Genomic DNA, 13,556 nt, shown 5'->3' on the forward strand with positions numbered 1-13,556 from the left:
GGGCATGGCGTGCTCCCGCCCGCTGCAGCGGTGGGCTTGGGCTAAGCTCCTCGTATTGCCCCAAGCCCAACCGCCCATGCCCACCCACTTCCGCGTGCTCAGCCTCATCCCCCCGATGACGCAGCTCAACACGCCCTACCCGTCCACCGCTTACCTCACCGGCTTTCTGCGCTCGCGCGGCTTGGACGCCGTGCAGGAAGACCTGGCACTCGCCCTCGTGCTCCAGCTGTTCACACCCGCCGGGCTGGACGCCGTGCGCGACCGCGCCAACGCCTTGCCCGAGGCCGAGCGCAGCGCCAGCGTGCACGCCTTTCTGGACCAGCTCTCCACCTACCGCAGCAGCATAGGCCCCGTCATGACCTACCTGCAGGGCCGCGACTCCACCCTGGCCCATCGCATCGCCGCGCGCGGTCTGCTGCCGGAAGGCCCGCGTTTTGCCGCGCTGGACGCCTACGAAGATGACGGCAGCGGAGACCCGCTGGCCTGGGCGTTTGGCGCACTGGGCGTGCAAGACAAGGCCCGCCACCTGTGCACGCTGTACCTGAACGACCTGGCCGATGTGCTGCGCGACGCGGTGGACGAACGCTTTGAATTTGTGCGCTACGCCGAGTCGCTGGCCAGCAGTCAGCCCACGTTTGACCCGCTGGCCCAGGCGCTGGCCGCACCGCCCACGCTGGTCGACGACCTGCTGCGCAGCCTCACGCTGGCGGCCGTCGAGCGGCACCAGCCGCAGCTCGTGCTGCTGTCGGTGCCCTTTCCCGGCTCGGTGTACGCGGCCTTTCGCATTGCCCAGACCATCAAGGCCGACCACCCCAACATCACCGTGGCGCTGGGTGGCGGGTTCGTCAACACCGAACTGCGCGAGTTGAGCGACCCGCGCGTGTTTGACTTCGTGGACTACGTGACGCTGGACGCGGGCGAACGCCCCGTGCTCTCGCTCATTGAGCACCTGCGCGGCCAGCGCGGGCGACAGCGCCTGCAAAGGACGTTTGTGCGCGAGGACGGCGCGGTGAAATACGTGAATCTGGCCGAGCCGGACATTGCATTTGAAGACGTGGGCACGCCCACCTGGGACGGCCTGCCGCTGGACAAATACCTGAGCCTGCTCGACATGCTCAACCCCATGCACCGCCTGTGGAGCGACGGTCGCTGGAACAAGCTCACGGTGGCGCATGGCTGCTACTGGAAAAAGTGCAGTTTTTGCGACGTGAGCCTGGACTACATCGGCCGTTACGAGACCGCCACGGCCGAAAAGCTGGCCGACCGCATCCAGCAAATCGTGGAAGAAACCGGCCAGACCGGCTTCCATTTTGTGGACGAAGCCGCGCCACCCAAAGCGCTCAAAGCGTTGGCCGAGGAACTGATTCGGCGCGACCTGCACATCAGCTGGTGGGGCAACATCCGGTTTGAAAAAACCTTCACCCCCGAGCTGGCCGATCTGCTGGCCCGAAGCGGCTGCATCGCCATGAGCGGCGGCCTCGAAGTGGCCAGCGACCGCCTGCTCAACCTGATGAAAAAAGGCGTCAGCGTGGAGCAAGTGGCGCGCGTGACCAAGGGTTTTTCAGACGCTGGCATTCTGGTGCACGCCTACCTCATGTACGGCTTTCCCACACAAACGCTCCAAGACACGGTGGACGCGCTGGAATACGTGCGCCAGCTGTTTGAAACCGGTTGCATCCAGAGCGGCTTTTTTCACCGCTTCAGCTGCACCGTGCACTCGCCCGTGGGCATGGACCCGGCGGCCTACGGCATTGAGCTGATCCCGCTGCCGCCGGTGAGCTTCGCCAAAAACGACATCGGCTTCATCGACCCCACAGGGACCGACCACGACGCGCTCGGCCAGGGCCTGCGCAAGGCGATCTACAACTACATGCACGGCCTGTGCGTGGAAGACGATGTGCGCCGGTGGTTTGAACACCTGCCGCACAAAGTGCCCAAGCCCACGGTGAGCCGGCACAAGATCAGCAAGGCCCTGTCGCTACGGGCCTGAGGCGCTCAGGCGCCCGCTGCAATCTGCCGCAGCGCCTGTTCAAACACCGCCGCAGGCTGGCCGCCCGAAATGAGGTGGCGGTCGTTGATGATGACGGCCGGTACCGAGTGGATGCCCTGGCTGGTGTAGAACGCCTCGCGCTCGCGCACCGCCTGCGCAAATTCGCCGCCGGCCAGCACCGCGCGGGCGCGGCTGCCGTCCAACCCGGCCTGCTCGGTACAGGCCAGCAGCACGGCGGGGTCGGCCATGGCCTCTGACCGGGTGTGGCAGGCGGCCAGCAGGGCTTTTTTCAGGGCGGCTTGCTGGCCCGGTGCGCCTTCCAGCGCGGCCCAGTGCAGCAGCCGGTGGGCATCAAAGGTGTTCCAGATGCGGCCCCGGCCATCGGGGTTGAACGCAAAGCCCACTTCGGCGCCGCGCTGGCGAATGGTGTCCCGAATCTGCACCTGCTGCGCGGCCGTGCTGCCGTACTTTTGCGTCAGGTGCTCGGTGATGTCCTGGCCCTCTGGGCCCATCTGCGGGTTCAGTTCGAAGGGCTGGAAATGCAGATCGGCGCTGATGTCGCCCTGCACCGCGTCCAGGGCTTGCTCCAGTGCGCCCAGGCCCACGGCACACCAGGGACAAGAGACGTCGGACACAAAATCGATTTTCAATGCGGTGGTCATGGCGGGTACTCCTTCAGGATGGGGCGAAAAAAGGGAATTTAGTGGGCGCCCAGGGGCTTGAGCAGCTCGGCCAGATCGCTCTCGCCAAACATCGGCTCGCGCCGCGCGGTGGCGCCCCGGTACACGTCGTTGGCCAGGGCGGCTTTGCGCTCCTGCAGCGCGAGTATGCGTTCTTCAATGGTGCCCTGCGCCACCAGCTTGATCACCCACACGCTTTGCGTCTGGCCGATGCGGTGGGCGCGGTCGGTGGCCTGGTTTTCCACCGCGGGGTTCCACCAGGGGTCGTAGTGGATCACGGTGTCGGCCTGGGGCAGGTTCAGACCCACGCCGCCGGCCTTGAGGCTGATGAGGAACAGCGGCACCTGGCCGCTGGTGAAACGGTCGATGATCTCGTCGCGTTTCTGGCTTTGGCCGGTGAGTTTGACCCATTTCAGATCGCGCTTTTTCAACTCGGCTTCAATCAGGGTGAGCATGCTGGTGAACTGCGAAAACAGCAACACGCGCCGCCCCTCCGCCAGCATCTCGGGCAGCACCTCCATGAGGTGTTCGAGCTTGGCCGACTGTTTGACCTTTTTCGCCGCGTCGAGCTTGAGCAGTTGCGGGTCGCAGCACACCTGGCGCAGCTTGAGCAGCGCGTCCAGGATGGTGATTTGCGACTTCGCCAGGCCTTTGGTTTCGAGCGCCTCGCGCACGGTTTTTTCCATGGTGAGGCGAATGGTTTCGTACAAATCGGCTTGCTTGCCAGCCAGCTCCACCCGCGCCACGGTTTCCACTTTGGGCGGCAGTTCGTGGGACACCAGCGCCTTGGTTCGGCGCAGCATGAACGGGGTGATGCGGGCGCGCAGCTGCGCCAGCCGCTCGGCGTTGCCCTGGCGTTCAATGGGGTTGCGAAAGCGCTCTTTGAAACGCTGCTGAGCGCCCAGAAATCCGGGCATGAGGAAGTGGAATAGGCTCCAGATTTCACCCAAGTGGTTTTCCATGGGTGTGCCCGAGAGACACAGCCGGTGGCGGGTGACGAGCTCACAGGCCACCTGAGCGGCGTGGGTGCTGGCGTTTTTGATGTTCTGCGCTTCGTCCAGTACCACCAGGTGCCAGGGCATTTGCAACCACAGTTCCCGGTCGCGTTGTAGCAGCGAATACGGCGCAACAACCACGTCAATGCCATGCAGGTCCGCCGCTTTGGCGTGCCGGTCTTGCCCGTGCAGCACCGTGCAGCGCAGATCGGGGCAGAAACGTTCGGCTTCGCGCTGCCAGTTGCCCAGCAGGCTAACGGGCGCGATGATGAGCGCGGGCCGGTCCAGCCGGCCGGCGTCTTTTTCCACCTGGATGTGGGCCAACGTTTGCAGGGTTTTGCCCAGACCCATGTCGTCGGCCAAGATGCCGGCCAGCGCGTTTTCACGCAAGAACTGCAGCCAGTTCAGGCCTTGCTGCTGGTAGGGGCGCAGGCTGGCGCGCACGCTTTCGGGCAGTGGCACCACGGGCAGGCTTTGCTGCCCGTGCATGCGCTGCACCAGCCCGTGCAGGCTCTGCGCGCCGTCCCAGGCCACACCCTCGCCCAGCGCAGCGCTGGTGCGCAGGGCTTCCATGCGCGAGAGCTGTATTTTTTCAGCCCCGAAGTCCACCGCCCGGTCGCCCACCAGTTCCAGCAAGGCACCCAGCCAGGGGCGCAAGGACGCGCTGGGCAAGCGCACAAAGCCTTGCGGGTTGGCGGCGCGCAAATACAAAAACTCGGGCAGCTCGGGCTGGCCGGTTTCGGGGTTGATCGGACCCTGCGCTGCGGCGGCCAGCATGTCGGGCAGCCAGGGCAACACGTTGTGGCGCTCGCCGTTGATCTCGATGCCCAGCGACAGGTCAAACCAGGGTGAGGTGCCTTCGTCGCCGGGTTCACCGCCCTGCACGTCCAGCGCCACGTGTACACCGTCGGCGCGCTGCACCCAGTCGGTCAGGCGGTCGTCCAGCAGCACCTCAAAGCCGGCCTCACGCAGTTCTGCCCAGCCGCTGTCGGCCCAGCGCAGCCAAGTGAGCTGGGTGTCGGTGGACAACAGCGCCAGCAGCCCGCCACCACCCACCTGCAAACCCAGGGCGTGCAAGCGCTCCAGAGCTCGCCGTTCGGTGGCCAGGTCGCGGTGCAGCAGCTGGCGCGGACTGTCAGCGCTTGGGACGGGCAGCATCACCGTGGGTTGGTGGTGGTGCCAAAAACCCTGGTGGCCCGCATAGTTGAACCGAAGCTGTCCACGCACAAGCCCTTGGGCTGGAGCATCTTGGGCGGGCACCGGGCTCAGAAGAAGACGAGGCACCGGCACCACGTCCGCCAAGGACTCGACGCGCGGCAACACGGGCGGCAGCGGCAAAGCGCCCAGCAGCAACACCAGCTGTTCAGCGTGCTTTTGCAAGGCTGAGGCGGCCAGCACCGGCGCGTCCAGCAGCGCGGCCAGCCGTTCGGGCGCCACGCCTTCGGCCACCACGGCACCCAGCAGGCCGCGATCGGCGTCCAGGTACAGCGGCGGTTCGTTGGCACACAGCAGCAGGCTTTCACGTCCCAGTGCGCCTTGCAGGCGCCAGCCGGGCGGGGCCTTGCCGCTGGGCGCCACCTCAGCCCAGCGCCATTGCAGGGGTTCGGGTTCACCCCAGCGCAACGCCCGCTCGGGGTAGCCGGTGCTGGAGCGGGTGAACAGCCGGCCCGTGCTGGCGGCCAGGCGCAGCATGAACAACCCGGCCTCGCCGCCAGGCCACACCGTGTCGGCGTAACCATAGCCAAAGCTGTAGCCAGCGCGAGCGCCCTTGCAGGCGCGCATGAGCTGCAAGATCTGTCGGTCGGTGGGGCTGGCCTGGTCGTACAGGGCATAGCCCGCGCTGGGCTCACTGCGCACCACGCTGGGTTTGGACCACCCGCCGTTGACTTTGACGTAGGCGCTGCTCAGCGTCATCTGCAAACGGGGGCCGCCCGGTGCCGCCAGGGTCGACACAAGGTACAGCAACTGGTCCACCCGGGGCTCTCCGCTGCACGCATCGGCTTGCGGGCCGATGGCGCGGGTCTGGGCGGCATCCACTTTTTGCATCCAGCCGATCAACTGCCGCTCGGCCATGGCCTCGGCGGCGGCTTGGGCCTGTTGCTCAAGGCGCTCCTTGGCGGCTTTCAGCATGCCATCGGTGAGGGCCTGCAACGCCACATCGTCGCCATTGACCAAGGCAGCTGGCATCACCACGCCACCCAGCCGCAGGCCATTGAAACCAGCCTTGATGGTCATGGCCACGGCGTGTTTGCAGATCTCGCCCACGGGGCAGCTGCAGGTGCCAAACCAGTCCACGAGGCGGTTTTGCGGGTCTAGTGTGATCTCGGCTTGCACATCGTAGGGGTCTTCCTGGGTGCCCTGCACCTCACCTGAAATGACCCAGGAAACACCGTCTGAGGTCACGTCGTAAGACAACACCTTGCCATGCAGAAACAACGACTGGCCGCGCGTCCAGGTCTGATAATCCACGTGGTCTTGCAAGGCTTTGGTGTCAAACCAGGGACTGCGCATTGCACCGCTTTTTGCCATGTCTGCCTACCGCTGAAAATACGTTGAATTTGCCTGAAAAGGCCCGTATCAAACCACACTTGAACCGCCCCATGAGTGAACCCCACGCCATATACCGCTATGCGGTGATCGGCCACCCCATTGCACACAGCAAATCACCGCTGATTCACGGTCTGTTTGCACAGGCCACCGGCCAGGTCATGGAATACACCGCCATTGAAGCGCCGCTGGACGGGTTTTCTGCGGTGGTGCACGCCTTTCGCGCCCAGGGCGGGCGCGGGCTGAACGTGACCTTGCCGTTCAAGCTGCAGGCGTTTGAGATCGCCACCGATCCGATGGAATCGGCCCGACTGGCCGGCGCGGTGAACGCGCTCAAGTTTGACAACGACCGCATCTATGCCCAGAACTTTGACGGCCTGGGTCTGGTCAACGACATCCAGCACAACCTGGGCGTGTCGCTCGCGGGCAAGCGGGTGCTGCTGTGCGGCGCCGGTGGCGCCACGCGCGGTGCCATTTTGCCCATCGCAGCACAACAACCGGCCCTGATCGCCGTGGCCAACCGCAGCGCCGACAAAGCCCACCAGCTCCAGAGCGACTTTGCGGCCCATGTGAGCCTGCAAACGGGTGGCTACGGCGACCTGACGGGCGAGTCGTTTGACGTGGTGCTCAACGCCACCTCCACTGGCCTGTCGCAAGCCGAGCTGCCCTTGCCCCAAGGGGTGTTTGCCCCAGGCGCTCTGGCCTACGAGCTGGTGTACGGCAAGGGACTCACGCCCTTTTTGAAGCAGGCGCAGGCTGCTGGCGCCGCCCACATCGCCGATGGCGTCGGCATGCTGGTCGAGCAAGCCGCCGAGGCGTTTGCGTGGTGGCGCGGCGTGCGGCCCGACACCCGCCCGGTCATCGAACGCCTGACCGTGCCGCTGGTCTGACCAGCTGCGCGCCTGACACTTTCGCAAAACGCCGCCTGAAAAGGCCAGGCGCCCCCTTTTCACATGACTTCCCCACGCTGGGCGCAGGCCCTGCCCTTGCTCGCCGTGCTCGGCTCCGTCACGGCGCTGGGCATCGGCACGTCGTTTGCCAAGCAGCTGTTTCCCCAGGTGGGCTCGTTGGGCACCACGGCCCTGCGGGTCGGCTTCTCGGCCTTGTTGCTGCTGCTGATCTGGCGCCCTTGGCGCTGGCCGCTTTCTGCGGTCGACGCCAAAAGCCTGCTGCGCTACGGCATGGCGCTGGGCTGCATGAACCTGATGTTTTACCAGTCGCTGCAAACCATTCCATTTGGCGTGGCCGTGGCCATTGAGTTCAGCGGACCGCTGGCCGTGGCCATGTGGTCGTCGCGCAAGCCGGTTGACTTTGTATGGGTGGCCCTGGCCGTGCTGGGCCTCGGGCTGCTGCTGCCGCTGGGGCACGATGTGAGCAGCCTCGACCCCACTGGCGTGGCCTTTGCGCTGGGTGCCGCGGTGTGCTGGGCCGCCTACATTGTGTTTGGCAAGCGCCTGGGGCATTTGCACGCCGGACATTCGGTGGCGCTGGGCCTGAGCTTAGCCGCCCTCACCGTGGTGCCGTTTGGCGTGTGGCACGCCGGCAGCGCCTTGCTGGACCCGCACATTTTGGTGTTCGGACTGGGCGTGGCTGCGGTGTCCAGCGCCATTCCCATATCGCTAGAAATGGTGGCCCTGAAACGCTTGCCGCAAGAGGCCTTTGGCATCATGACCAGCCTGGAACCCGCCGTGGCCGCGCTGCTGGGTTTGCTGATGCTGGGCGAGCACCTGAGCGCCTTGCAGTGGCTGGCGATTGTGCTGGTGATGTGCGCTGCGGCGGGCAGCTCGGTCACGGCCAGCCAGGGCAAGCACAAGGTGGTCGCAGAAGAAATTGTGATGTGACGCCGTCGTGCGTCCGGACGACCGCTGGCCATCGTTGCTGAACACCGACAATCTAGGCGCATGAATCTGCCTCTCCCCTCCGCTTCGATGGTGTTTCCCGTCTTCCTGCAAGGCCTGGTCCTGAGCCTGGGCCTCATCGTGGCCATCGGTGCGCAAAACGCCTTTGTGCTGCGCCAGGGGCTGCGGCGCGAGCATGTGGCGAGCGTGGTGTTGTTTTGCGCGCTGACCGACGCGGTACTCATCACCGCCGGTGTGTTGGGCATGGCGCAGGCGCTGGGCAACAGCCCTGGCGTGGCCCGGGCCATGGCGCTGGCTGGTGCGGCTTTTCTGGCCTGGTACGGCTGGCAGGCGCTGCTGCGTGCGCGCCGCACGAGCCAGCTGAAGGCGGCCGAGGGTGGCGCGGGCCTGAGCCACGGCGCCGCGCTGGCGCAGGCCGCTGCCTTCACCCTGCTCAACCCCCATGTGTACCTGGACACGGTGCTGCTGGTGGGCAGCATCGGCGCCCAGCAACCGCCCGGGCTGCAGGGCTGGTTTGTGGCGGGTGCCTGCATCGCCAGCCTCGGCTGGTTCACGGCGCTGGGTTTCGGGGCGCGCTGGCTGGCGCCGCTGTTTGCCAAGCCCCGCGCCTGGCAGATGCTGGACGGTCTGATCGGCGCCACCATGTGGCTGCTGGCCGCGCTGCTGGTGCGGCATGCGCTGCTGGGCGCCTGAGATTCAGACGCCACCCCGACAGCAGCAGGCAGGCGCCTGCCCATATCTGCCACCGCTCGCTCACGGTATAACAGCCACCGACCGAACCTGTACCCCAAACCGCCATGTACATCCCCACCCACTTCGAAGATCACCGCCCAGGCGAACTGCAGCGCGTGATGCGTGAACACCCGCTGGGCACGCTCATCACACACGGCCCCCACGGACTGGACGCCAACCACATTCCGTTTGAACTGGCTGAAGACGCTGGCCCGCAAGGCACGCTGCGCGCCCACGTGGCGCGCGCCAACCCAGTGTGGCGCGAGGTGCCCGCCGAGGGCGCCGACGTGCTGGTGGTATTTCAGGCCAGCGATGCCTATATTTCGCCCAACTGGTACCCCAGCAAACCCGAACACCACCGGCACGTGCCCACCTGGAACTACCAGGTGGTGCACGCCCACGGCCGCCTGCGTGTGGTGGACGACGAGCGCTTCGTGCGCGGGCTGGTGGCGCGCCTCACACGCGAACACGAGCAGCGATCGCAGCAAGCCCAGCCCTGGAAGATGGGCGACTCGGCGCCCGAGTTCATCACCGGCATGCTGCAAGCCATCGTCGGTATCGAGGTGGAAATCACCCGCTTGGTGGGCAAGTCCAAGCTCGGCCAAAACCGTGAAGAACGCGACCGGCTGGGTGCGGCGGCAGGGGTGGAAGCTTTGGGGAACGCGCCAGCGGCTGAAGCCATGCGGCGTGCGGGTTGAGGCCAAGGCCCACCGATAGCACCTACCGGACAGAACGGGGATTCAAATCCCCGCACAATCGCGCGGTGAAAAACAAACACTTTGCGCAGCTCATCGGCCTCTCTGCCTTGTGGGGCGCCTCGTTTTTGTTTTTGCGCATCGCCAGCCCGCTGCTGGGTCCCATGGTGCTGGCCGGTGGCCGGGTGGGCCTGGCAGCCATCACGTTGGCTGTCGTCATGCGCACGCTGAACCACCGCTGGCCCTGGCAACACTGGCGCGAACTGCTGTGGCTGGGCGTGCTGTCGGTTGCGGCGCCTTTTCTGCTGTATTCCTGGGCTGCGCTGCGCCTGCCGGCAGGCTACAGCGCCCTGCTCAACACCACGGCGGTGCTGTTTGGCACGCTGGCCGCAGCCTGGCTGAAAGAAGACACCCTGTCAGCGCGCAAGCTGCTGGGCTGCCTGTGCGGCTTCCTGGGGGTCGGCCTGATCGTGCGGCTGGGCCCGGTGCAACCCGATGCCGCCACGCTGGCCGCCGCGCTCGCCTGCATCACGGCGGCGGCGTGTTATGGCTTCTCCACATCACTCATGAAACGCGCCACCACCCGCATGCAGCCCCTGGCCATTGCTGCGGGCATTCACGCCATGTCGCTGGTGTTGCTGCTGCCAGGTGCAGTGTGGGCGCTGCCGCAAGCGCAATTCACGCCGGCGGCGCTCGGGGTGGTGCTGGTGCTGGGCGTGGTGACATCTGGCCTGGCGTATTGGGCGCACCTGCGCATCATTCGCCACGTGTCCCCAGTGGCGGCCATGAGCCCGGCTTTTTTAATCCCGGTGTTTGGCGTCACCTGGGGCCATATTTTTCTGGGCGAAGCGCTTTCACCCGGTATTTTTGCAGGTGGCGCGCTGGTGCTGCTGGCCACCGCGCTGGTGACGGGTTTCAACCCGCTGCGGCGCACAGGGGTGGGAGACCCGGTGCCATGACAGAACGCCTGGCCAGTGGTGTTTACCGCTGCGCCTTCAGTGCGTCGTAAGCATCGTTCACCCGCTTGAACGCATCTTCGGCCAGCTTGTGTACCAGCGGTGGCACGTGGCCCAGGCGGTCTGGGTGGTATTGCTGCAGCAGCATGCGCCGCGCACGCTCCACCTCTGCCCATGGGCTGTCGTGGGCCAAACCCAGCACACCCCACGGGTCGGCCGCAGGCGCGCTCTGCACTTCGGGTGCGGGGTCTGCGCCAGCGTCAACCGTGTCGTCGTCCGCCGGCGCCTCATGGCGCTGCACCACACACACCATCTCTTGCCAATGGACGGCGTACTCGGTTTGACACGCAGGGCAGCGGATGTCGCTGGGGCTGTCCATCAGCGGAATGCGCAGGCGCTTCTGGCAGCAGGTGCAGCGGATGATGGCGGTGGCCGGCTGGGCGTGTGGCGATGCACCGTCAGGCGCTTGCTGCGGCGTTGCCCCCGTGTGCTCCCCGGTGCCCACCGCTGCGCGCAGCAATTCGGTTTTGGACATCGGCCGGTGGCGCAACTCTGCGCTCAGGGCTTGGCGCACCGCCGGGTTGCCACCCCAGGCGCGCTGCAGTTCGGCGAGCTCATCCACCGACAGGGCTTGCAAGGCGCGCGCGCGGTTGAGCTGCAGGTCCAACGCCACGTGCGCTGCGTCGCGGCCCTGCAAATGGCGTGCGTGCACGATGTCTTCACCCGTGAGCGGCGCCGAAGCCAGCGCGTCTTGTGGGTCAAGCAGGCCGGCAAGCATGTCAACCGTGAGGCGCGGCACGCCCAGAAACACAGCGCAGGCTTCGGCCAGCTCGTCCTTGATGGACTCGATGGGCCGAAACCCGATACGCAGCTGACTCACATCCCAATACGACACACCGAGAGACGTGGCCAGGTCGCTTTGCGACAGATCGCGCTCGCTGGCGCACTGCATCAGCGCTGCGGTGAGCAGCCCACCTGGGCGGTGGCATTCGTCCGGATCCACCCGGCCGCTCCACGGCTGGGGTGCAAATTGGACCGGTTTTTTGCGAAAGGCCGAAGCGGTGTCGCGGGCAGTGGCTTGGGGCATGGCGCAGGGCGATTTTTCGCGAGAAACAAGTGAAAGGCTTCAAAGAAACGGCAGGCACGATGGTAGCTGGTGCGACCATCGACGCAATGGGGGCACACGGCGACCTGCACACAACATGGGCAGCGCTGAGACCCGACCTTGGCCCTTTGGGTCAAAATCGCGGCTTCAAGCCCACACCGGTCCAGAACACAACATGAAAAAGATCCTGATCCTTAATGGCCCCAACCTGAACTTGCTGGGCACCCGCGAGCCAGCGCAATATGGTTACACCACGCTGACCGATGTGGAAGCCTTCTGCAAGGCACATGGCGAAAGCCTGGGTTACGAGGTTGAGTGCTTTCAAAGCAACTGGGAAGGTGCGCTGCTGGACAAAGTGCATGAATATGGCCGCCTCTACCGCGAAGGGAAGGCTTTGGGCGTGGTGTTCAACCCCGGTGCGTTCACCCACACATCCATCGCGCTGCATGACGCCATCAAGGGCGTAGAGCCATTGCCCGTGATCGAGTGCCATGTGTCCAACGTACATGCGCGGGAAGCCTTTCGCCACCATTCCTGGGTGTCACCAGCGGCTGCGGGCATCGTGGTGGGCTTCGGCGTGGACGGTTACCTGATTGCCATGGACGGCCTGGTTCGCAAGTGTGTCAACTCTGCCGCCACGCAAAAGCCCTGAATGGGTCTGTAAAGGCCAATGAAATATACGGGCAACAGCAGGTGGGGGGGCGCAATGCAAGGCCCACCCAACGCTTACTGATCGAGCAGCGGCAGCGGGAAATCGTAGTCTTCATCCAGCGCGCGTGCGGCCATGTAGGGGAGCATGCGGGCCAAGAACACCTCGCCGAGCCACTGGCGGGTGGTGCCGTCCACCTGCGCTGGGTCGGCTTGCAAGGTGAGGCTGCTGAACGCAGCAATGCCCACGTCAACGGACACATGCACCGGCACCGGACAGGCGCCAGCCTCGCTGTCGGCGGGGGTTTCGCTTTCCATGCGCCAAGCACCCAGAAAGCGCTCGAAAAACCCAACCGTGCCGCGGCGCCACACCTCGGCCACATACACATTCCAGACGCCCGCGTCTTCGGTCACAAAGCCCCAGGAAAACGCGTACACCCGCGCCGGTGCGTCATCAAAAACACCAATGCCCTGCACGTCTTCACGCGCCAGAAACTCGGCCAACATAGGCCCCGGGCCCGATGGCTCGCCCCGCACAAAGCGCTGCACTTCGTCCGCCTGCACATGAAAAAAGGGCTGCGGGTCTGACCAGGAGCGCTTGGCGCGGTTGATCAGACGGGACGTGGCGTCCACGCATTTTTGTGCCGTGATGCAGCGGTCCATAAACGTTGTTCGGCCCTCGGGGGTCGAAATCAGCGCCAAGGTTTCGTCAAACGCCGCGTCGTCCTGGAGCTGCCCGTCTTCGCGCATGCGCAGCACGATGTCAAGCATCGAATGGCGGGTGATGTGCTCAATGGTGTAAGCCATATCGCCACCCTCAAAGTCCTGCATCGACCGCTGGATCCAGGCCATGGTTTCCAGATGCGAAAGACCTTGGGGGGCTCGCGGCATGTCGTTGAACAGTGCCCTGAGCACCTTGACCGAATCCAGATCGCTGGCCATATTGCCTCCCTTGGTGACTGGTGACGCGTGTCGGACTGTCGCTTGCTTACTTGTAAAACACCTCGACCTTGCCCTTGATCTTCATCAGCAGCGGCTGGCCCTTGCGGTCCACCGTTTTGCCGGCGGGTACCTTCACCCAGCCTTCGCTGATGCAGTATTCGGCCACGTCAAAGCGCTCGCGGTCGTTCAGGCGAATCCCGATGTCGTGCTCAAAAACCGCCGCTACATGGTGCGGGCTGCGCGGGTCGATGGACAGGTGATCGGGTAGCGCTGGGGCTTGGGTCGCGTCGGTCATGGAAAAGCTTCACAGAATATGGAGAAGAAGTGATTTTCCCGGATTTGGCCAGGCCTGCGCAGCGGCAGCGCGACAAAGCGTGAACAAGCCCGCGTTCAGCCCGCAGCAGGCA

Annotated in this window: 12 protein-coding genes; 7 read left to right on the forward strand and 5 right to left on the reverse strand. The window is 65.2% G+C overall.

Features of this window, described 5'->3' with window-relative positions; translation table 11 throughout:
* The first annotated feature begins 76 nt into the window (after nt 1-76).
* On the forward strand, nt 77-1,990 hold the full coding sequence (locus tag ACTG4K_RS16995; protein ID WP_439115404.1) for a B12-binding domain-containing radical SAM protein: 1,914 nt from the start codon (nt 77-79) through the stop codon (nt 1,988-1,990).
* 5 nt (nt 1,991-1,995) lie between these two features.
* Here ACTG4K_RS16995 and ACTG4K_RS17000 read toward each other — a convergent pair whose 3' ends face one another.
* Both ACTG4K_RS17000 and ACTG4K_RS17005 read right to left on the reverse strand, forming a co-directional pair.
* Entirely contained in the window at nt 1,996-2,652 is a 657-nt protein-coding gene (locus ACTG4K_RS17000; RefSeq protein WP_439115405.1) for a DsbA family oxidoreductase, read from the reverse strand.
* A gap of 38 nt (nt 2,653-2,690) precedes the next feature.
* The gene (locus ACTG4K_RS17005; protein ID WP_439115406.1) at nt 2,691-6,176 is read right to left on the reverse strand and encodes a DEAD/DEAH box helicase; all 3,486 of its coding nucleotides are present in this window, start codon (nt 6,174-6,176) and stop codon (nt 2,691-2,693) included.
* Nucleotides 6,177-6,265: 89 nt separating this feature from the next.
* On the opposite strand from ACTG4K_RS17005, the gene aroE reads away from it, so the two are divergent.
* The 5 genes from aroE to ACTG4K_RS17030 all read left to right on the forward strand — a co-directional run bounded on the left by aroE (nt 6,266) and on the right by ACTG4K_RS17030 (nt 10,457).
* The gene (gene aroE, locus ACTG4K_RS17010; RefSeq protein ID WP_439115407.1) at nt 6,266-7,102 is read left to right on the forward strand and encodes a shikimate dehydrogenase; all 837 of its coding nucleotides are present in this window, start codon (nt 6,266-6,268) and stop codon (nt 7,100-7,102) included.
* Between the two features lie 63 nt (nt 7,103-7,165).
* Nucleotides 7,166-8,053, forward strand: a complete 888-nt coding sequence (locus ACTG4K_RS17015) for an EamA family transporter (RefSeq protein WP_439115408.1) — start codon at nt 7,166-7,168, stop codon at nt 8,051-8,053.
* 60 nt (nt 8,054-8,113) lie between these two features.
* Nucleotides 8,114-8,764, forward strand: coding sequence for a LysE/ArgO family amino acid transporter (locus ACTG4K_RS17020; RefSeq protein WP_439115409.1), 651 nt, complete (start codon nt 8,114-8,116; stop codon nt 8,762-8,764).
* A 104-nt stretch (nt 8,765-8,868) separates the two neighbouring features.
* The gene (locus ACTG4K_RS17025; protein ID WP_439115410.1) at nt 8,869-9,501 is read left to right on the forward strand and encodes an FMN-binding negative transcriptional regulator; all 633 of its coding nucleotides are present in this window, start codon (nt 8,869-8,871) and stop codon (nt 9,499-9,501) included.
* Nucleotides 9,502-9,566: 65 nt separating this feature from the next.
* Complete coding sequence (locus ACTG4K_RS17030; protein WP_439115411.1) at nt 9,567-10,457, forward strand: DMT family transporter; 891 nt, start codon at nt 9,567-9,569, stop codon at nt 10,455-10,457.
* Nucleotides 10,458-10,479: 22 nt separating this feature from the next.
* Here the strand turns inward: ACTG4K_RS17030 and ACTG4K_RS17035 are convergent, their stop codons facing one another.
* Nucleotides 10,480-11,541 (reverse strand): DnaJ domain-containing protein, encoded by a 1,062-nt coding sequence (locus ACTG4K_RS17035; protein ID WP_439115412.1) that lies wholly within the window; start codon nt 11,539-11,541, stop codon nt 10,480-10,482.
* A 193-nt stretch (nt 11,542-11,734) separates the two neighbouring features.
* On the opposite strand from ACTG4K_RS17035, the gene aroQ reads away from it, so the two are divergent.
* Nucleotides 11,735-12,211: a type II 3-dehydroquinate dehydratase gene (aroQ, locus tag ACTG4K_RS17040; RefSeq protein ID WP_439115413.1), complete on the forward strand. Its 477-nt coding sequence runs from the start codon at nt 11,735-11,737 to the stop codon at nt 12,209-12,211.
* Between the two features lie 74 nt (nt 12,212-12,285).
* Here aroQ and ACTG4K_RS17045 read toward each other — a convergent pair whose 3' ends face one another.
* Both ACTG4K_RS17045 and ACTG4K_RS17050 read right to left on the reverse strand, forming a co-directional pair.
* Nucleotides 12,286-13,149 carry a hypothetical protein gene (locus ACTG4K_RS17045; RefSeq protein ID WP_439115414.1) on the reverse strand — a complete coding sequence of 288 codons (864 nt, stop codon included), beginning with the start codon at nt 13,147-13,149 and terminating at the stop codon, nt 12,286-12,288.
* A gap of 46 nt (nt 13,150-13,195) precedes the next feature.
* Entirely contained in the window at nt 13,196-13,444 is a 249-nt protein-coding gene (locus tag ACTG4K_RS17050) for a DUF3297 family protein (RefSeq protein ID WP_439115415.1), read from the reverse strand.
* Between the last annotated feature and the right edge of the window lie 112 nt (nt 13,445-13,556).

This window comes from Hydrogenophaga sp. (assembly GCF_965657535.1).
Lineage (GTDB): Bacteria > Pseudomonadota > Gammaproteobacteria > Burkholderiales > Burkholderiaceae_C > Hydrogenophaga.